We start from the raw sequence: 19,071 nt of genomic DNA, 5'->3' as shown, positions 1-19,071 counted from the left end.
TGTCCCCACGTGCTCACGGCCCGGGAGCGTACTCCCGGGCCGTGAGCACGTCTGGAGGCGATGATCAGAACAATGCTGCTGCCAGCGAACGTCGCGCGGCTGCCACATCAGGATCGGACTGTCCCACCATGGCGAAGAGCTCCAGCAGGCGAGTGCGAGCGGCTTCGCGCTCCTCGTCGTGGGTGGTGCGCACCACCTGGATGATCCGGTTGAACGCGTCAGCGGTCCGTCCGCCCATGAGCTCGACGTCGGCAGCGGCCAGCTGGGCTTCGACGTCGTGAGGATTCTGCTGGGCAGCGGTGAGCAGTGCCGCAGCGTCCTTGCCGTCCAGCCGTGCCAGCAGCGCTGCCCCGTTACGTCCCGCGATGAGGACGGGGTCGTTGGGCTCCTTGGCCAGCAGCGCGTCATAGGCGGCGACCGCATCGTCGAACCTCTTGGCGTCCATGAGCTTCTCGGCCTCGACCGTGCGCGGGTCAGGGCCAACGGCTTCCTCGCTGCTCGCCTGGACCGTCACCGGCTCCGCGCGACCGACCATGCCACCGGCCGTCGCCGCCTGAGTCACCTGGTTGGTGATCTGACGGAACTGCTGCTCGTCGATCGTGCCCTGGGCCAGCGGTGCCAACTGTCCACCGATGACGGCGACGAGCATCGGAACGGCCTGAACGCCCAGGCTCTTGGCCAATTGAGGCTGGGCGTCGATGTCGACGTGCACCAGCAGCCATTTGCCGGCGGCCTCGTCGGTGACTCGACGCAGCACGGACGACATCTGCTCGGCACCATGGGCATTCGGTGTCGTGAACTCCACCAGCACCGGGTGCTGCACCGACTTCTGGAGCAGCGAGTTGAAATTCTCCTCGGTACCCTCGATCACCCAGGTCCTGGTGGTTCCCGAGCCAGCTGGGGCGGGTCCGGCAGGAGAGTCGGAGGAACCAGCTGCAGCTGCCAGCCCCGACAGATCGACGGCATCATGACGATGAATCGAGTCAGAAGACATGTCGTCCATTCAACCAGACCTCTCGTAATCCGCCCCAGCATCGGTGACGATCGATGGTCTGAACGCCCTGATTCCTCACGGTGACCTGCCGCAGTGCTCCGCTCGGTGACAGAATGGCCCCATGGCTCATGAACGTGCTGGGAAACCTGCCCAGGAATCCGATCTCATCGATGTCGATGCCGTCCTGTCGGCCTACCACGACATCACTCCCGATCCCTCCAACCCGGACCAGATGGTTGTCTTCGGCACCTCGGGTCACCGCGGCTCCTCCTTGGACGGCGCCTTCAATGACGCCCACATCGCCGCCACGACCCAGGCAATCGTCGAGTACCGTGCCTCCCAGGGCATCGACGGTCCGTTGTTCATCGGCAAGGACACCCACGCCCTGTCCATGCCCGCGTGGACCACTGCCATCGAGGTACTGCGTGCCAACGACGTCGAGGTCGTTGCCGAGCATGACGACGAGTGGACCCCGACCCCGGCGGTCTCGCGAGCCATCATCGTCCACAACCGCCTGAGCGAGGGACGCCAGGCTGACGGCATCGTCGTCACCCCCTCGCACAACCCGCCGCGCGACGGCGGCTTCAAGTACAACCCGCCGCACGGTGGTCCGGCCGACACCGATGCCACCGGTTGGATCGCCGACCGCGCCAACGAGCTACTCGCCGATCCGTCGGCTATTCGTCGCAAGCCGTACGCGCAGGTGCGCGACGAGGTCTCCCGTTACGACTACCGCAGCGCCTACTGCGACGACCTGCGCAATGTCATCGACCTCGACGCCATTGACGAGGCCGGGGTACACATCGGCGCTGACCCGCTGGGCGGCGCCTCGGTGCAGTACTGGGAGTACATCGCCGATCATCTCGGCATCGATCTGACGGTCGTCAACCCCGAGGTCGATCCGACCTGGCGATTCATGACCCTCGACACCGACGGCAAGATCCGGATGGACTGCTCCTCCCCGTCCGCGATGGCCTCCCTCATCGCCAACAAGGACGCCTATGACATTGCCACCGGTAACGACGCCGACTCCGACCGCCACGGCATCGTCACCCCTGATGCCGGTCTCATGAATCCCAATGCCTACCTGGCGGTGGCGATCGGTTACCTCTTCGCCCATCGTCCCGGGTGGGGCCTCGGCGCCGGTATCGGCAAGACCCTGGTGAGCTCCTCCCTCATCGACAAGGTGGCCGCTGATCTCGGTCGTCGCCTCGTCGAGGTGCCGGTTGGCTTCAAGTGGTTCGTGCCCGGCCTGACGCGTGGCAATCTTGGATTCGGTGGCGAGGAATCCGCTGGTGCCTCCTTCCTCGATCTCGACGGCCACACCTGGACCACCGACAAGGACGGCATCCTCCTGGCCCTGCTCGCCAGCGAGATCAGAGCCGTCACCGGACGTTCTCCCTCCGAGCACTACGCCGATCTGGAGAACCGCTTCGGCAAGTCCTACTACGCCCGTATCGACGCCGACGCCAACCGTGAGCAGAAGGCCCGCCTCAAGGCCCTCTCCCCCGACGACGTCTCCGCCGACGCCATCGCTGGCGAGAGGATCGAGCAGATTCTCACCACGGCGCCGGGCAATGGTGCTCCCATCGGTGGCATCAAGGTCATCACCGAGAATGCCTGGTTCGCCGCCCGTCCGTCCGGCACCGAGAACAAGTACAAGATCTACGCCGAGTCCCTGCGCGACGCCGCCCACCTGGCTGCCGTGCAGACGGAGGCCCGCGAGATCGTCGACAAGGCCCTGCAAGGCTGACACAGTGACATCATGAGCGCTGCATCGCCCCGACCGCTGGGATGCGGTCGGGGCGATGTCATGTCCATCACGATGTCACGTGCAACATGGTCACTTGGGATGGGCCAGGTTTGTCCGCAAGCCGGCCATCTGAATGACGCGCTGGATCGTCAGGTCGCGATCCTCCGGGCGCCCGACGTAGTCGATCTCACGCAGGCCTTGGTCCTGAGCCGCCGACTCGAAGATGAAATGGCCATAACCGAGCAGACGTCCGAGGAAGGGCTGCTCGACCGAGATGTCGAGAATACGAGTCATGGGCATCGTCGCCAGGTGCTGATCGAAGATGCCATGGACGCGGAAAACCCGCATGTTGGTGATGACGAAACGGTCCATGTGATCCAGGTGAAAGCGCAGTGCTCCCCAGGTCGCCAAGGAGATTCCCATCACGAGGGGGAGGCCCCACCACCGCTGCGCAAAGACCATTGAGATGAACAGCAGTGTTGCCAACACCATGGCGATCGTTGGGGCCACCAGGACGATCCAGTGCTTGGAAACCTCGTCAATGACGTACTCCCCCTCGCCGACCAGCAGGTGTCGGTCAACATCGGGGTCTATGAAACGACGGATGACGTCGGGCAAGGTCAGGACTGCCCGCCCAGTGCCCTGATGAACCCGAAGAGGCCACTAAAGAAGCCACGAATCACGCGAGCAGTACCAGCCGGATCCGTGAAGGCGTAGTACAAGCAGAACACGACGAGGAACACGACGATGATCGTGTGGATGGTCTTCTTCACGTTCACTAAGGCTCCTTGCTCGGCACGTGGCCCGGGGAAGGGCTCGGGGACACTGCAAAGCCATTCTTGACCGAACGATCTCTTCCGCACCACTCGCAACGCCGAGCAGAACGCACATCGTCACAAGGCCCACTGGTGTGGACAGCAGATCGCACCGCATCGCATAGATGCTCCGGACAAGGTCGGTCAATGTCGTGTCGAATACCCACCCCGACTGACTCCGGCTTGGCTGGCAGTGCAAGGATTGACGCATGGAGAACTTCAACAATGATCCCTTTGCGTGCATCGACCACGTTGGTTTCGCCGTCAAGGACATGGACGAGGCCATCAAGTACCACTGCGACGTCCTCGGCTTCCACGTCCTCCTTCGCGAGAAGAACGAGGGCCACGGCGTCGAGGAGGCGATGATCGCCACCGGCAAGCGCGGCGAGGAGAGCACCGTCGTCCAGCTGCTGGCTCCTCTCGGCGAGGACAGCACCATCGGAAAGTACATTTCCAAGAACAAGAACATGATCCAGCAGGTGTGTTACCGCACCTACGACCTGGACAAGACCATCGCCACCCTGAAGGAGCGCGGCGCCGTCTTCATCGGTGAGCCCTCCATCGGAACTGCTGGCTCCCGCGTCATCTTCCTTCACCCGAAGCACACCGGTGGCATTCTCGTCGAGATCACCGAGCCCCCGGCCGGTGGCATGCCCTACAAGGACTGATGTCACACCGTTGAGGTGAGAGGTTTTCGGGCCCCGGGGACACTGTCCCCGGGGCCCGCCTCGTCCCGGTGAGTTGCGCCGTTGTAATTCGGTACCGATTGGTACCGTTGGAGTCACCTAATGAAAGGGGATCATCGGTGAGCACGAAAGACGTCTCTGACGGCCAGTTCGACGAGGAGACCGGACTCAACCTCTTCGACGACACCGCCAGCGCGGCCGGTAGTTTCACCCATTCGATGTGGGGTTATGACCGCACCAGCGTCGACAACTACGTCCGGGAGATCGAGCAGCAGGTTTCGACCCTGAAGCAACTCACCCGGCACCTACGCGGACAGGTCTCCCAGGCCCAGGCTGAGGCCACCCAGACCGATTTCAAGCGTCTGGGAGTTCACGCCACCGAAATCCTCACCGCCGCGGAGGCCCAGGCCAAGGACATCGTCGCCATGGCTGGCAACGAGGCGGAGCGCATCAAGGAGGAAGGCCGTCGGGTCGTTGCTGACATGCGCGCCGCCGCACAGACCGAGTCCGACGATATCCGCGTCGCCGGGCTGGCGAACCAGCACGAGCTGCGTGACCAGGCTGCCAAGGATTCCCGTACCGCCGTCGAGCAGGCCCGCGTGCAGGCCCGAACCATCGTCGAGCAGGCCGAAACTCATGCCGAGGCCATCGTCACCGAGGCACGTACCAAGGCGTCGGTCATCGACCAGAACGCCCGAGCTCAGGTCTCACAGATCATCGAGAAGGCTCGTTCCGAGGCCGCCGAGATCACTGAGTCCGCTCGTCACGAAGCTGCCGAGATCACCCAGAAGGCACGAGAGGAGACCGCTGCCGTCACTGCAGAGGCTCGCGCCAGCCACGACCAGGCCATGGCCAAGATCAATGAGTTGCTCGAACAGGCCAAGGCCCATCAGCAGGCCAGCAGCGACACTGTCGCCAAGCGCACAGAAGAGGCCGACACCATCCGTCAGAGCGCACTCGAGGAGGCCGAATCCACGCGTAACCAAGCTGCTCGTGACGCGGAGAACCGTATTGCCACGGCTCACCGTCAAGCAGCCATGATGAAGGAACGCCTTGAGGAGCAATACGCCTGGCGCAAGGAACAGTTGGAACGCGAGACCGCTGCCCTGCTGCAGCGCAAGAAGGCCGTCCTCGCCCAGCTCAGCAACCTCAAGGCTCTGGCAGGGGAAGCCGAGAGCGCCTACCCCGATGCTGATCCGTTCGCCGAGCAGTCGGAGGCTGACAGCTCCGAGGACGCCACCATCGTCATCGACCCGAAGCCCAGGACTGACGGTATGCCGTCTGCGGCAAAGGCTCCCCAGGAAGATCAGGCCACCCAGGTGCTCCCAGCAACCAAGAATGACAAGGCCAAGGATGGCGAGCATGGAGGCGCGACCACCGCTCAGCAGTCAGAGTCCCGGGACTCCGAGGACGATGAGTCGGACAATGAGAAGACCCAGGTCCTCCCTCAGGGCAGTAAGCCCGAGAAGTGAGAACTGGCCCTGAAATGTGAGTGGCCCCGACCTTCAGGTCGGGGCCACTCACATTTCAGTAGGGAGCCAGGAATGACCTCGGGGTCAGAACAAGCGATCCTCCGGATGATCCATGCCACGTAGGGCGTCATAGTCGACGGTGACGCATTCGATGCCACGGTCCGTGGCCAGGGTGCGCGCCTGTGGCTTGATCTTCTGGGCCGCGAAGACCCCCCTGACCCGATCACCCAACAGGTGGTCGCGGTTCATGAGTTCCAGATAGCGGGTGAGCTGCTCCACCCCGTCGATCTCACCGCGTCTCTTGACCTCGACAGCAACGTAGACACCCTCGGCATCACGGCACAGCAGGTCCACCGGACCAATCGGCGTCATGTATTCACGGCGGACCAGCGACCAGCCTGCCCCAAAGGTGTCCGGATTCTCGGCGAGCAACTCCTGAAGATGAGCCTCCACCCCGTCCTTCTGCAGACCAGGGTCAGCTCCCAGCTCCTCGGTGACGTCGAGGAATTTCGGGCCCAGCAGGATTTGCAGATGATCTCCGGTCGGGGCATCAACCTCCCAGACCTCTTCGACCTCGGCGTCCACGGCGGCCGTGGCGGCCGGCTCGTCGGGCAGACAAGGACGGGTCGTCAAGGTGCACGGGGAACTCATCCAGTTCAGTGGCTTGTATGCACGGTCGTCGGCATGGACACTCACCGAGTTGTCTGACTTGACGACGATGAGCCGCTTCGCCCATGGCAGATGGGCGGTAAGACGACCGGTGTAGTCAACCTGGCAGGGCGCAATGACGAGACGCACGGAGTCGGACTTTACCTGCACCTCAGCCTCGACCTCGAACGCCATTCTGGTGCGCCGGCATGGGCCCATCCCCTCAGCATTGTCCTCCCCGGTACCAGGTGCGGCACAATGGACCCCATGGGTCGTCATCATGGTTCGCGCAAGTGGCAGCGTCGAGCCCGCCCCCTCAGTGCGACCAGCCATCCCCATTCTGAGTACAAGAGGGACGGTCAGCACGTCGTACGCATGGTGCCTGCTGACCGAGCGCTCAAGGTCTACACGTGCCCCGGGTGTCTTCATCCCATCCAGCCGGGAACCCCGCACGTCGTCGCCTGGCCGCATGAACCATCGATGTTCTCCACGTCCCCGGTCGAGGAGCGTCGTCACTGGCACACCGGGTGTTGGAGGTCGCGTCCATGAATGAGCTTCACCTGACCACCCTCGGTGACGGTCGTCAGGACGTCTACTGGTGTCACGGGGTCTTCGGGCAGGGAAAGAACTTCACCAGGGTCGCCAAGGACCTCCTCGCCACCGGTCCGGACGACTATCGCTGCATCCTCGTGGACCTGCCGAACCATGGCCGGTCCCCCTGGACACAGGATTTCTCCTACCCAGCCATGGCCAAGGCCCTCTCCGAGACGATCAGGACGACCAGCGGGGACCGCCCGGTTCATCTCCTGGGCCACTCCATGGGCGGCAAGGTCGTCATGCGGACAGTTCTGGACAATTTTGATCTTGCGCGCAGCCTCACCGTCGTCGATATGGCACCGGTGGATTCACGTCTCACCCGCCTGGATCCCCTCGTCCAGGCCATGAAATCAGTGAATCTGTGTGCCTTGACCACGCGACGCGAGGCCGAGGAGCAGATGTCCGATGTGATCCCTTCCGCGACGATCCGTCAGTTCTTGCTGCAGAACCTGCGGCATGACACCGGTGAGAACAACCGCTGGTACTGGCAGATGAATCTTGACCTGCTGGGTAGTGGCTTGTCAGACATTGGTTCGTGGCCGTCGGTCAATACGACCTGGGACGGACCGGTGCTGTGGATCACCGCCGAGGAGTCTGATTACGTCGGCCCAGATCACTCCCAGGCCATGCACGAGCTCTTCCCCCAGGTGCGCCGAATTCGAGTGAAGAACTCGGGTCATTGGGTGCACTCGGACCAGCCCGCAGTTTTCGTGCAGGTTCTGGCAGCTTTCCTGTCGCGCTGTCAGGGAGATCCCTCCTGACGCCGAGGCTCAGCCCATCACCACCGAGCCGATACGGGTGTCGACCTTGGGGGAGCTCCCGTCCTCGGCCAACCCCTTGTCAGCGATTTCGGAGATGCTGTCGACACCTTCCCGATCGATGCTCCCGATGACTACGAATGAGTCTGGCAGCTTGGAGTCCCCGTACACCAAGGCGAATTGCGATCCCAGACGGTGCTGGGAATCTGTCACCAGAGCAAGGGTGCCCGCACCTACTGATCCGCCGGTCTTGGCTCCCTTCTCAACCGGGTACGAGTACCCGGGTCCGCCATTACCAGTGCCGGACGGGTCGCTGCACTGAAGGTACTTCGCGTCTCCGGTCGACAGCTTGTGACACGACGTGTCGTTGTAAAAACCTTGTTCGGCCAAGGACATGAACGAGTTGACGGCGCACGGAGCCGTGGCACGATCCACCGTCAGCACCACGGGCGCCTCGTTGATCGTCAAGGTGACGGTTGCCGATCCCGTCCTCTCAATCTCGTCGGAACGAGGCATGTCGACAGGACGAGCCGCTTTGCCTGTCACGGCGTAACCGCACGGACCGCTGGCCGCCGCTGGCGTCGGTGTCGTCGGTGCCGGGGCATGGGCGGGACTCTGCTGGGCTTCATGGGTGCTGGCTGGCTGGCTCGTCGTCGAGGGGGCAGCCGTCCACCAACGATCAGGGGAATCGCTGACCCCGGGCACCTCTCCGCGAGTCTGTGAACATCCGGCGAGCAGGGAGAACCCTGCAACGGCGACCGCGGTTGCTGCTCGGCACGTCATCCTCATGTAGTCCGTCCTTCTGTTATCTGGCAACGCGGTCAGGCTACCCACCGCTCCGACGGAATAGAGTGAGGACTCACGGGGTTACACAACCTGGACCTATTCGAAGGAGGACACCCATGGATCAGCAGAGCGACCGCTTCCGCTGGCACCCCGGAATCGTGGGTCCCGATAAGGAGGTGTCCGCCCTCATCACCCTGGTGCAGTCCTTCAACGACACCGGACGCGTACAGGCACGGGTCCGTGACGCGATCTTCACCGAACTCCCCCACCACGAGCTCGGTGAATTCGACATCGACTTCCTCCTGGACCACCGCGATTCCCGCCAGCCCATCATCTTCGACACTGACCATTTCGAGGGCTATGAACGCCCACGTCTGGTCCTTCACGAGGTCACGGATCAACTCGGACAGGCCTTCCTCGTCCTCGACGGCCCTGAACCGGCACTGGGCTGGGAGACCTTGGTGTCGTCGTTGACAAACCTCGTGGACTCCATGGGGATCCGTCTGACCGTTATCACTGATTCGATTCCCGTACCGACTCCTCATACCCGACCCGCCATGGTCACCCGATGGGCGTCGCGTCCCGAACTCATCCTGGGATCCACCTCACCGTTTGGCCGCGTTCAGGTGCCGGCGTCCTTCCCGGTTGTCCTCGGGCAGCGGTTGGGGGAAACTAACCACGCCGTCATCGGCCTGGCGTCCCACGTGCCGCACTACCTGGCTGACCTGGACTACCCGGAGTCGGCCCGCGCCCTCGTCGAGGCACTGCGCGGCGCAACCGGCCTGGCCCTGCCCATCAACGCTCTGGCAATGGCCGCCAAGACCGTTCGTGCCGAGATCGACACCCAGGTCAATGGTTCTGAGGAGCTCAAGACCATGCTCCATGCCCTCGAGGAGCAGTACGACTCGCGAGTTGCCCAGCGCGAGCTCGGCACCACCGAGGTCACAGTCCCTGACGCTGAGGACATTGGCGCCGAGGTCGAGGACTTCCTGCGTTCCATCGACGACGGGGACGATTCCCGCAGTGACGACAATCCTTCCGGTCCGCGACGTGGCAACGACGGTGACGCCGACGACGACACCCCTGATTACCGTCCCCGTCGCGGAGGCGATTCGGACGGATAAGGGCATTGTCTGTACCCAGTCATAGACTGCCCGGCATGGATCTGGGAATCGACTTGGGAACCACCTACACCGCGGTTGCTGCTGTTGACAACGGAAACCACCCCCTGCTGCCCTTCCTCGACACGGAAGGAGACTCACACGACCAGCTGCCCAGCGTGAGCGCGGTCGTCGGCGGGTCCCTCGTCCACGGCTTTGAGGCCCGCCAGGCGATGGCCGGTGGAGCCCCTGGCGTCCGCTCGGTGAAGCGCCTCCTGGCGGCCCCCGGGGCCGGCCCGTCGACCCTGGTCCACATCGGGGAGATGGAGATCCCGTTGGTCGATCTGTGGGCCGACTTTCTGCGTCATGTCATCTCGTGCATCGACGTCCCCGGACCTCATCGTGCCGTCCTCGGTGTACCCGCCCACGCTCACACCGGACAGCGCCTCGTGACGATGGATGCTGCACGTCAGGCCGGTATTGATGTGCTCGGCCTCGTCAACGAGCCGTCTGCGGCCGGGCTGGAATTCGCCCTCCGTCACGCCCGGAACCTCAATTCCAAGCGCACCAGGGTCATCATCTATGACCTCGGTGGTGGCACCTTCGACGCATCCCTGGTCAACATGTCCGGCCAGAGCCCGGAAGTCCTCGACTCCGTCGGTCTCAATGACCTCGGTGGCGACGACTTCGACGAGGTGCTGGCTGATCTGGCCGCACGTCATCTCAGCGACATCTCTGTCGATCGTGACGAACTCGTCGAGGCGTGCCGAATCGCCAAGGAAGCCCTGCGTCCCCAGTCTCGGAACCTCCTCGTGGACCTCGACTCGACGACTCTTCGCATTCCGGTCGCCGAGGTGGCCGAAGCGTGCCAGCCGCTGGTCGATCGCACCATCGAGACCATGGATCCGTTGTCCTCCCTGCTCAACAGCGCTGACTCCGACGTCGCCGGTATCCATCTCGTCGGTGGCGCCACGTCCCTGCTGATCGTTCCCCGCCGGCTGCGCGAACTCTTCGGGCGACGAGTGCACCGTTCTCCCAACCCGACCTCGGCCACCGCGATCGGTCTGGCCGTCGCCGCTGACGCGGACACCCTGGGAATCCGTGACCGCCTTTCCCGCGGTTTCGGTGTGTTCCGCGAGACTGAGTCCGGACGAGGCATCGGCTTCGACGTCCTCACCGACCAGAGCACCCGGCTCTCCGGGACGACGACGATCACGCGAACCTACCGTTGCCGTCACAACATCGGCGTCTTCCGCTTCGTGGAGTTCTCGCGGACTGACGCCAACGGCGAACCGGTGGGTGACCTCATTCCCTTTGCCACTGTCGTCTTCCCCTTCGACGAGACTCTGCAGAACACGGGTAACGACCTCGACGCTGACCAGGTCGACGTCCACGAGGTCAACAACGGTCACCTCATTGAGGAGACCTACACCATCCTCGAGACCGGTATGGTCACCGCGACGATCACCGACGTCGACACTGGATGGTCCACCACCGTTACCATGGGACGTCCAACAACGACGAGCACCGGTACGGTGCATCGATGAGCCCGACTGACAAACCATCCTCACTGCGCCACCTGCTGCACAGACTGATCACCATTCGCCCAGCTCCGGGACGCAATAAGCAGGCAGTCATCCTCATCATCCCGATGGCAGTGTCCTTGGTGACGATGGGGCTCATCACCGACCCAAGCCATGCCGCCATGGGAATGATGGGTGCCATGGGCGCACTGGCGGGCAACAGCAATGCCCCACTGTCGCGCGCTCGAATCCTCATCGGCGTCGGTGTCGCGACGGTCCTTTCCCAGTGTCTAGGCCTGTTGTCCATGCGGGTGGAGTGGATCATGCCGCTCATCCTGGCCGCGTGGAGCCTCGTCATCATCTGGACCTGGCACGCTCTGCAGTTGGGTCCGCCGGGACCTCTCAACATTCTCTTCGCCGGGGCTTTCGGCGCCTACATGGCCAGCCATGGGTGGACGATCGCAACGGTCTTCACCTCGACCGGCCCTTCCTTCCTCATCGCCGCCATGGTGTCGATGATCATCTGCTTCATCTCGCCGCACCGACCGGTGCGGCTCGCCGTCGAGAAGGCCGAGACAGCGGTCAACAATTATTGTGAGCCCGACGAGGATGCCGACAGCCACGAGGTTGCCCGGCTGCGCTCGGCAGCCCACGCTGCCATCCATCAGGCGTGGTGGGCCTACAACGACGGTCACGCCTCCGGGGCCGACAACCCGTCGGAGATGTCCGAGCTCTCCGAGCTGAGAGCCCGACTCGTCACCGCCCACATGCGCCTGGAGCACGAGCTGAGGCTGGAAGCCTTCCCATCCGCCGACGTGTCTCTTCCAGACCATCTGGACTGGACCCCGCTGGGGCGACCCAAGGCAAGTTATCTGCTCCGGACAGCACTGGAGCGTGGCTCCCGACCGACAATGCTGGCACTTCGAGCAGCCACCGGCGTCTTCTTCGCCGCCTTGCTCATGATCCTGCTGCCCTTCGGCCATCCTTACTGGGCCATCCTCAGCGTGCTGATCCTCATGCACATGGACGCCACCCGCTCCGACATGACCATCCGGGCCATCCACCGCGTGCTCGGGACGGTCATCGGGCTGGGGCTCTACCTGGCCGTGGCAGCCTTCGGACCGTCAGGTTGGGTCCAGATCGGCCTCATCATCGTCTTCCTGTGGATCATGCAGGCCATGGTGACGCGCAATTACGGCATCGCCTGCATCTTCATCACCTGTTTCGCACTGCTCATGACACCACTCACCCAGCCCGGTGAGATGTACCAGCTGGCCCAGGACAGGATCCTTGAGACGGTCGTCGGTCTGGCCGTCGGCATCATCACGATCCACGTCGTCGGTCGGCGGGCTCCCGTGCTTCTGGTGCGCAGTCAGTACCGCCGCACCTTGCGCTCGATGATGCCTGTACTGCGGTCGCTGGCAGACGGCCACACCAGTACCTCACAGGCCCAGGTGGAACGCAACCAGATGGTCCATGAATTGATCCGCGGATCTGCCCTGCTCTCTGCTACTCGCCCCGACGCTCCACAAGCTCTGCAGGACTGGTCCAAGGTCGATTGCACCGTCACCGAGACCGGCTACGACCTGCTATCGGTGTGTTGGCACACCATCGACAAGCCCGTGCCGTGGGCACGCCGGCTGTTGGCCGACATCGCGGTCTTCATCACCGGTCTACCTCCGATCTCCAGTCAGAACCTCGATGCCCACATCGTCGTCGATGAGATGGAGAAGATCCGCCTCGACATGGTCACCTCCCTACCGGGGGTCAGGTGAACGAGTACATCGTCCTGACGGACCCGGTCGAGGCTGAACTGGAGATCAAACGCTCGATCTTCCGAACCAAACTGGTCCGCGTCGAGACCGAGGAAGAAGCTCGTGACGTCATCGCCCAAGCGAGACGAGATGGCCACGATGCCCGTCACCACGTCTCCGCCTTCGTCATCGGACCTGATCGCCATGCCCAGCGCTGCAGCGACGACGGCGAGCCTGCTGGAACAGCCGGAATGCCGACCTTGAAAGCCCTCACGGCCTCGAATTCTGACGACCAGCCGCATCTGTCGGACGTCGTAGCCGTCACGAGCCGGTGGTTCGGTGGCATCAAGCTGGGAGCTGGCGGCCTGACCCGCGCCTATGGCAACGCGGTCACCAAGGTCTTGGACTCGGCCTCGCTGCATCGTCGAGTCCTCATGGACACCTTCACGACCCTACTCGACCTACGACAAGCTGGCCACGAAGAAGGAGTCATCCGAGCTGCCGGACACGAGGTCGTTACGGTCGACTACACCGCAGACGGGGCCCTCCTCACCTTGGCTTGCCGAGCGGGTCAGGCCGACCATCTGGCTGTCGAACTGGCCGAGCTCCTGGGCCGTGACGTCGATCTGACGCCGAGGGCGCAGCGTTGGGTCGACCTCACGCACTGAGACGGAGCGGCCACGAAATTGGTCTGATGCCCTAGGCTCACGACGTGCACACATCTCAGCCGCGCACCGTGGCAGTCATCCATAATTCGGTGAAGACTGCCACCAACCCCCAGTGGCGCACTCTCATCGAGGACAAATGCCAGGAGCACTTGGGGGTCAACCCGTCCTTCCTTCCCACCACCGACGATGACTTCGGTCACGGCCTGGCCATGAGCGCTGTCAATGATGGCGCCGACCTCGTCCTGGCCTTGGGCGGCGACGGAACAATCCGTCAGGTCGCAGCTGGTCTAGCAGGTACCGGAGTCCCGATGGGGATTCTCGGCATGGGGACGGGCAATCTTCTGGCCCGCAATCTCAATCTGCCCCACACTGATCTGGCGGCCTCCCTCGACGCCGTACTGACCCGCCCAGTGCGAGCCATCGATCTTGGTTACGTCCGTTTCGACGAGTCCGAGGAGATCTGCTTCACCGTCATCATTGGCATGGGCATGGATGCTCAGATGATGGCCGGCACCCAGGACCGTCTCAAGGACAGACTCGGATGGCTGGCCTATGTGGCATCAGGTGCCCAGACCCTCATCCAACCCGGGTTCCAGGCCCGCACCAGCGTCGATGGTCGCAAACCGGTCGTCACGCGGGCTCGGACAGTGCTGGTGTGCAACTGCTCCGTCCTGCCTGGTGGGGTCGATCTCGTCCCGGACGGCCGTATTGACGACGGCACCCTGGACGTCCTGACCCTGTCTCCCCACGGGATCGTCGGCTGGGTCGCCGTCCTCAACCATTTCGTCACCCGGCATCGTCACGGACACCGACTGGTGCGTCACGCCTCCTCACGAACAGCGCTCGTGAGGTCTGGTTCCGGGCCGATCCTCGCCGAGGTTGATGGCGATCTGGTGGGCAAGGTGACGACGATGAGAACACGGGTGGCCCCCGGAGCCCTGCTGGTGCGGGCCTGAGGGCCCCGGATGGATTCGGACCTGACCTCTCAGGCCTGAGCCAAGGCGTGGGCCAGGTCACGTCCGCGACGGGCGGCGTCGTTGAGGAAAGCGGGGAAATCGGAAGTGGCGTCACCATCGGCGGAGTCCGACAGGATTCGCACGACGGCGAAGGGCACCCCGAGGTGGCTGGCAGCCTGTGCCAGAGCCGCACCCTCCATCTCGACCGCACTGGCGTCAAAGGTGGTGCGCAACCACGCGACCTTCTCGGCCTGAGCGATGAACTGGTCGCCACTGACGATGGTTCCGGCGACGACGTGGTGACCGCGCGGCCCCTCGAGAGCCTGCAGCGCCCCCAGTACCTTGGTGGAAAGATCCGGATCCGGCTCCCAGAATGCTGGCTCCCCGGGGATGATGCCGATGGGGTTGCCAAAGGCAGTGTCGTCAGCGTCGTGCTGTCGGAACTTGTCCCCGACGACGACGTCACCGATACCCAGACCGGGGGCTACGGCACCAGCGACACCGGTGAAGACGATGCTCGTAGCGCCGGCCTGAACCATGGCTGAGGCCGCCAGGGCCGCATTCACCTTGCCGATGCCACACTTCGCCAGCACCACCGGTGTTCCGTCCAACCGGCCGCGCAGCAATTCGCACGGACCGTCCAACTCCACGACCTCGTCAAGGTCCTCGCGGATGAGACGGACCTCATCCTCCATTGCACCCATCAGGCCAAGCACGTCGTCAACATCCTTCGTCAGTCGCCGTCACGATTCGAGGGACAGATGGTCTCACTCGAAGGGGGACGGATCACCGGCACCGCGGCGTGTGATCACTGCTTCCCCAGAGGTGAAGTCAACCACCGTCGTCGGTTCGATGCCACAGTCTCCAGAATCGATGACGGCGTCCAGATGATCACCGATCTCGTCCTGGACCTGCCAACCGTCGACCATCGGGGTACCATGCCCGGGCATGATGAGGGTCGAGGAGACGATCGGCTCGTCGAGGGTCTCCAGCAGAGACAGAGCTGTCACGTGCTGAGGCACCCTGACACCCACGGTCTTCTTGCGCGGATGGAGCATGATCTTCGGTACGTCACGAGTCGCCTTGAGGATGAACGTGTATCGCCCGGGGACGGCCGCCTTGACGGCCCGGAAGACCCAGTTGTCCATCTGGACGTACTGTCCGACCTGGGCGAACTCGCTCATCACCAAGGTGAAGTGATGCTTGTCGGACAGCTCACGGAACTTGCGAATCCGATCCAGGGCGTCCTTGTTCCCCAGCCGTGCCCCGAACGCGTAACCTGAATCGGTCGGGTAGGCGATCAGGCCACCGTCGCGCAGGATGTCGACGACCTGGTTGAGGGAACGCTGCTGCGGGTTCTCCGGGTGCACCGGGAAGTACTTGGACACCCTGTCATCGTATCGCCGCAGCGGACTCCCATGGCGGTCAGCGAGCCATCAACGTGCACATTTCGCGCGCCTGACCATGGACCTCCAGCACGCCGATGAGCGAGAGCAGATGAGTTGGTCTGGTGACCTGCACAGCGACGCTGACGGCGTCTCCCTCGACGTCAATGGCCAGCTGACTCATTCCCTTGATCTCGGCTCCACGAGCCGACTTCTCCGCGGCCTTGCGAGCTGATCCGGAGCCGTCCTGTCCTACCAGCTGAGCAGCTGATCCCTCCTCGCATCCAGCCCGAACAGCCTCCGCAGCGACGGTGTGGGCAAGTCGAGCAGCCCTCGCCTGTTCTGCCCCATCCACGGCCACCCCAGCGGCAAGGAGAAGGACCGGAAGCAACACCGTGACGACGACGGAAAGACTGACGCCACGATCGCCATGGCGCTGGGATGGATCCATCCTCCTCGCACTGGCCACACGTCGGTGCATTAACGCATTACTCGTCATACCATCACACCAACACGAACCCCAGTGCCCTGGAAAGGGTTGACATTTGCTCCCCCGGTGTGGCGTTTCGACTCGTGCCATAGGCTTAATAGCGTCATCGCACGACGAACGAAAGGTTTCCCATGGCCGTCAAGAAGGTCGCTCTCCTCACCGCCGGTGGATTCGCGCCCTGCCTGTCCACGGCGATCAGTGGTCTGATCCAGCGCTACACCGAGGTTGCCCCCGAGGTCGAGATCATCGCCTACAAACACGGCTACGAGGGCCTGCTCAAGGGAGACTTCATCGAGGTCACCGACACTGTGCGCAAGAACGCCGAGGTCCTCAAGCGTTTCGGTGGTTCCCCGATCGGCAACTCCCGCGTCAAGCTCACCAATGCCGCCGACCTCGTCAAGCGTGGTCTGGTCGCCGAGGGCGACGATCCCCTCAAGGTTGCTGCTGACCGTCTGGTCTCCGACGGGGTCGACGTCCTGCACACCATCGGTGGCGACGACACCAACACCACCGCCGCTGACCTCGCCGCGTACCTGGCAGAGCACGACTACGGCCTCACCGTCGTCGGTCTGCCCAAGACCATCGACAACGACGTCATCCCGATCCGTCAGTCGCTGGGCGCCTGGACCGCTGCTGAGCAGGGTTCCCGCTTCGCCCAGAACATCGTCGGTGAGCACAACTCCGGATCCCGCATGCTCATCGTCCACGAGGTCATGGGACGTAACTGTGGCTGGCTGACCGCAGCCACCGCCGCCAAGTACCGCGAGTGGCTGGACACCCAGGAGTGGGTCCCCGAGATCGGTCTGTCCAAGGAGGCCTGGGACGTCCACGCCGTGTACGTCCCGGAGGCTCACCTCGACCTCGAGGCCGAGGCCGAGCGCCTCAACAAGGTCATGGACGAGATCGGCAACGTCACCATCTTCCTGTCCGAGGGCGCTGGCCTCGACGCCATCATTGAGGAGATGGAGAAGGCCGGACAGGAGGTCCCGCGCGACCCCTTCGGCCACGTCAAGCTCGACAAGGTCAACCCTGGCGCCTGGTTCGGCAAGCAGTTCGCCGAGAAGCTGGGAGCCGAGAAGGTCATGGTCCAGAAGTCGGGTTACTTCTCCCGTTCGGCTGCCTCCAACGAGGCCGATCTCGAGCTCATCGGCCGCTGCACCGATCTGGCCGTCGACTGCGCCCTCGCCGGCAGGGCTGGCGTCATCGGTCAGGACGAGGAGAACGGCGACGAGCTGACCAACATCGCCTTCGACCGCATCAAGGGTGGCAAGCCCTTCGATGTCACGCAGCCCTGGTTCACCGACATGCTCAGCGAGATCGGGCAGGCCTGACAGTTCTGACTCGCCAATGGCCCTTCCGCACGAATCGGTCCCGGTGGACTGATTGAGAGCGGAAGGGCCATTGTGGTACGTGGAACCCTATTAAACCCAATGCGCTGTCATTCGCCGTCTTGAGCGATTGACGGCGAGTACAGACAAGAAAGCCCAGACCATCAACACGGCAAGATAGATGAATACCAGGGCATATCCCAGTTGCTGAGCCAGATATGAGCTAAGCATAGGGCCAGCAAAAGCACCGAAAACACCGTAGGCAGTGAAGGCCAGCCCAAAGATGGGCCCAAAGTGTTTGAGACCGAAGAGGGGTGTCAGTAACAAGGGCGAGATCGTGAAGATTGTCCCCAAAGCGACTCCTGCCAGGAAAGCCACCACGATGAGTGCCCAACCACTGGTGACGAAACCCAACAACACGTACCCCATGGCAAGGGTCAAGGAAGTCACGGCTCCGATGACCGTCGGTCCGACACGATCGAGCACCATCGCGTTGATCACTCGTATCAGCCCATTTCCGGAGACGAACGCGGTAACCGCCGCCACCGCGCTGACTCGCACCCCAATATCATTGAGATGCGCGGAATAAGTGGCAGCGAAAGTCATCATCGTGATGGCTGCCCCACCACCAGCGAACCAGATCGCCCAAACCTGCCAGAACGCGGGCGTCCGCACGGCTTGCGCGGTGGTTGCAGACGGTGCTGAAATTTCTTCCCGCGATGCCGCTAACCCTGCCCTACGCTCCTTCTCGAGCCAGTGCGGGGTGGAAAGAAAAATCACCAGGACCTGTGTGACGGCAACGCCGATCATCAGCGTCACGACCGTGTCTGTGAACCCCCAATGTTTCAGCATTGCCGCGACGACAGGGGCAGCTGCGGCAGCGGGAAGGGCGAAACTGGCGTTGACCAATCCGGTAACCAGCCCCAACTGTCGCGGAAACCATTCTTGGACCGCAGTCAATGAGGGGGAATACGTGAAGGCCGAGGATGCTCCGGACAACAGCGCCCACATGTAAGCAACCGGTAGCGACCGTGAGTCCACCACGACGACCGCCAGAGACACCATCATGAGGACCGTCGCCACGACATACATCCAGCGAGTGCCCAACTGTTGACGAACGATCCCGGCGACGTATGTCAACAGCCCCGACGCAAGAACCGCACACGTCGTCACCCAGCCCAGTGATGCATCTGAAGCTCTGGTAGAGCTCCTCCACCATGAGGTGAACAGCGGAGGCAACGTGAACATGACGACTCCGGGGAACAACGTGCCCAGAAGACTGGCAGCCAAAGCACAATGAGCAGCTCTCCGCGACGACGACCCTTGCAAAATTGCGATTCCCTTTCTGGGTCCGCCAG

General features: G+C 63.2%; 20 protein-coding genes. 11 read left to right on the top strand and 9 right to left on the bottom strand.

All coding sequences use genetic code 11. The annotated features are described in order from the left end of the window. Positions 1 to 64 precede the first annotated feature (64 nt). Positions 65 to 1,003, bottom strand: a complete 939-nt coding sequence (locus AC6I1W_RS08260) for a tetratricopeptide repeat protein (RefSeq protein ID WP_117189030.1) — start codon at positions 1,001 to 1,003, stop codon at positions 65 to 67. 112 nt (positions 1,004 to 1,115) lie between these two features. On the opposite strand from AC6I1W_RS08260, the gene pgm reads away from it, so the two are divergent. Then, positions 1,116 to 2,747 (top strand): phosphoglucomutase (alpha-D-glucose-1,6-bisphosphate-dependent), encoded by a 1,632-nt coding sequence (gene pgm, locus AC6I1W_RS08255; protein WP_016667587.1) that lies wholly within the window; start codon positions 1,116 to 1,118, stop codon positions 2,745 to 2,747. A gap of 90 nt (positions 2,748 to 2,837) precedes the next feature. Here pgm and AC6I1W_RS08250 read toward each other — a convergent pair whose 3' ends face one another. Both AC6I1W_RS08250 and AC6I1W_RS08245 read right to left on the bottom strand, forming a co-directional pair. Beyond that, complete coding sequence (locus AC6I1W_RS08250) at positions 2,838 to 3,365, bottom strand: PH domain-containing protein (RefSeq protein ID WP_015582741.1); 528 nt, start codon at positions 3,363 to 3,365, stop codon at positions 2,838 to 2,840. 2 nt (positions 3,366 to 3,367) lie between these two features. Beyond that, complete coding sequence (locus AC6I1W_RS08245; protein WP_016667586.1) at positions 3,368 to 3,526, bottom strand: hypothetical protein; 159 nt, start codon at positions 3,524 to 3,526, stop codon at positions 3,368 to 3,370. A gap of 245 nt (positions 3,527 to 3,771) precedes the next feature. Between AC6I1W_RS08245 and mce the strand changes: the two genes are divergently transcribed. Beyond that, positions 3,772 to 4,230: a methylmalonyl-CoA epimerase gene (gene mce, locus AC6I1W_RS08240; RefSeq protein ID WP_015582742.1), complete on the top strand. Its 459-nt coding sequence runs from the start codon at positions 3,772 to 3,774 to the stop codon at positions 4,228 to 4,230. Between the two features lie 137 nt (positions 4,231 to 4,367). Then, on the top strand, positions 4,368 to 5,720 hold the full coding sequence (locus AC6I1W_RS08235; protein WP_117189028.1) for a DivIVA domain-containing protein: 1,353 nt from the start codon (positions 4,368 to 4,370) through the stop codon (positions 5,718 to 5,720). An 84-nt stretch (positions 5,721 to 5,804) separates the two neighbouring features. On the opposite strand, the gene nucS is transcribed toward AC6I1W_RS08235, so the two are convergent. Continuing rightward, positions 5,805 to 6,563: an endonuclease NucS gene (gene nucS / locus AC6I1W_RS08230; RefSeq protein WP_171048550.1), complete on the bottom strand. Its 759-nt coding sequence runs from the start codon at positions 6,561 to 6,563 to the stop codon at positions 5,805 to 5,807. 72 nt (positions 6,564 to 6,635) lie between these two features. On the opposite strand from nucS, the gene AC6I1W_RS08225 reads away from it, so the two are divergent. After that, positions 6,636 to 6,917, top strand: coding sequence for an Rv1322 family protein (locus AC6I1W_RS08225; protein WP_036901816.1), 282 nt, complete (start codon positions 6,636 to 6,638; stop codon positions 6,915 to 6,917). Continuing rightward, a complete protein-coding gene (locus AC6I1W_RS08220; protein ID WP_016667583.1) occupies positions 6,914 to 7,726 on the top strand; it encodes an alpha/beta fold hydrolase in 813 nt (270 codons plus the stop codon). The genes AC6I1W_RS08225 and AC6I1W_RS08220 overlap by 4 nt, the downstream gene beginning before the upstream one ends. A 9-nt stretch (positions 7,727 to 7,735) precedes the next feature. Here the strand turns inward: AC6I1W_RS08220 and AC6I1W_RS08215 are convergent, their stop codons facing one another. Continuing rightward, complete coding sequence (locus AC6I1W_RS08215; protein ID WP_065672863.1) at positions 7,736 to 8,239, bottom strand: peptidylprolyl isomerase; 504 nt, start codon at positions 8,237 to 8,239, stop codon at positions 7,736 to 7,738. 386 nt (positions 8,240 to 8,625) lie between these two features. Here AC6I1W_RS08215 and AC6I1W_RS08210 point away from each other — a divergent pair, with 386 nt between their 5' ends. From AC6I1W_RS08210 to AC6I1W_RS08190, 5 genes are read left to right on the top strand one after another with little or no spacing between them, the layout of a single operon-like run. Beyond that, complete coding sequence (locus tag AC6I1W_RS08210; protein ID WP_270236067.1) at positions 8,626 to 9,633, top strand: PAC2 family protein; 1,008 nt, start codon at positions 8,626 to 8,628, stop codon at positions 9,631 to 9,633. 35 nt (positions 9,634 to 9,668) lie between these two features. Continuing rightward, on the top strand, positions 9,669 to 11,156 hold the full coding sequence (locus AC6I1W_RS08205) for an Hsp70 family protein (RefSeq protein ID WP_065672706.1): 1,488 nt from the start codon (positions 9,669 to 9,671) through the stop codon (positions 11,154 to 11,156). Next, the gene (locus AC6I1W_RS08200; RefSeq protein WP_065672705.1) at positions 11,153 to 12,907 is read left to right on the top strand and encodes an FUSC family protein; all 1,755 of its coding nucleotides are present in this window, start codon (positions 11,153 to 11,155) and stop codon (positions 12,905 to 12,907) included. The genes AC6I1W_RS08205 and AC6I1W_RS08200 overlap by 4 nt, the downstream gene beginning before the upstream one ends. Beyond that, a complete protein-coding gene (locus tag AC6I1W_RS08195) occupies positions 12,904 to 13,554 on the top strand; it encodes an IMPACT family protein (RefSeq protein WP_065672704.1) in 651 nt (216 codons plus the stop codon). Before AC6I1W_RS08200 ends, AC6I1W_RS08195 begins: the two co-directional genes overlap by 4 nt. 44 nt (positions 13,555 to 13,598) lie before the next feature. Beyond that, positions 13,599 to 14,510: a diacylglycerol/lipid kinase family protein gene (locus AC6I1W_RS08190; protein WP_069101422.1), complete on the top strand. Its 912-nt coding sequence runs from the start codon at positions 13,599 to 13,601 to the stop codon at positions 14,508 to 14,510. A 29-nt stretch (positions 14,511 to 14,539) separates the two neighbouring features. Here the strand turns inward: AC6I1W_RS08190 and AC6I1W_RS08185 are convergent, their stop codons facing one another. From AC6I1W_RS08185 to AC6I1W_RS08175, 3 genes are read right to left on the bottom strand one after another with little or no spacing between them, the layout of a single operon-like run. Next, positions 14,540 to 15,226: a 5'-methylthioadenosine/adenosylhomocysteine nucleosidase gene (locus AC6I1W_RS08185; protein ID WP_462552539.1), complete on the bottom strand. Its 687-nt coding sequence runs from the start codon at positions 15,224 to 15,226 to the stop codon at positions 14,540 to 14,542. 51 nt (positions 15,227 to 15,277) lie between these two features. After that, a complete protein-coding gene (locus tag AC6I1W_RS08180; protein ID WP_065672702.1) occupies positions 15,278 to 15,898 on the bottom strand; it encodes an L-threonylcarbamoyladenylate synthase in 621 nt (206 codons plus the stop codon). Between the two features lie 37 nt (positions 15,899 to 15,935). Next, complete coding sequence (locus tag AC6I1W_RS08175; RefSeq protein WP_069102812.1) at positions 15,936 to 16,256, bottom strand: hypothetical protein; 321 nt, start codon at positions 16,254 to 16,256, stop codon at positions 15,936 to 15,938. 260 nt (positions 16,257 to 16,516) lie between these two features. Here AC6I1W_RS08175 and AC6I1W_RS08170 point away from each other — a divergent pair, with 260 nt between their 5' ends. Further along, on the top strand, positions 16,517 to 17,716 hold the full coding sequence (locus AC6I1W_RS08170; protein WP_016667573.1) for a pyrophosphate--fructose-6-phosphate 1-phosphotransferase: 1,200 nt from the start codon (positions 16,517 to 16,519) through the stop codon (positions 17,714 to 17,716). Between the two features lie 90 nt (positions 17,717 to 17,806). Here the strand turns inward: AC6I1W_RS08170 and AC6I1W_RS08165 are convergent, their stop codons facing one another. Beyond that, positions 17,807 to 18,961, bottom strand: coding sequence for an MFS transporter (locus AC6I1W_RS08165; RefSeq protein ID WP_117189615.1), 1,155 nt, complete (start codon positions 18,959 to 18,961; stop codon positions 17,807 to 17,809). Between the last annotated feature and the right edge of the window lie 110 nt (positions 18,962 to 19,071).

The sequence above is a fragment of the Cutibacterium sp. KB22876 genome (assembly GCF_059728865.1).
The sequence above is the reverse complement of the archived record's forward strand: the minus strand, read 5'-3'. Positions and strand labels throughout refer to the sequence as shown.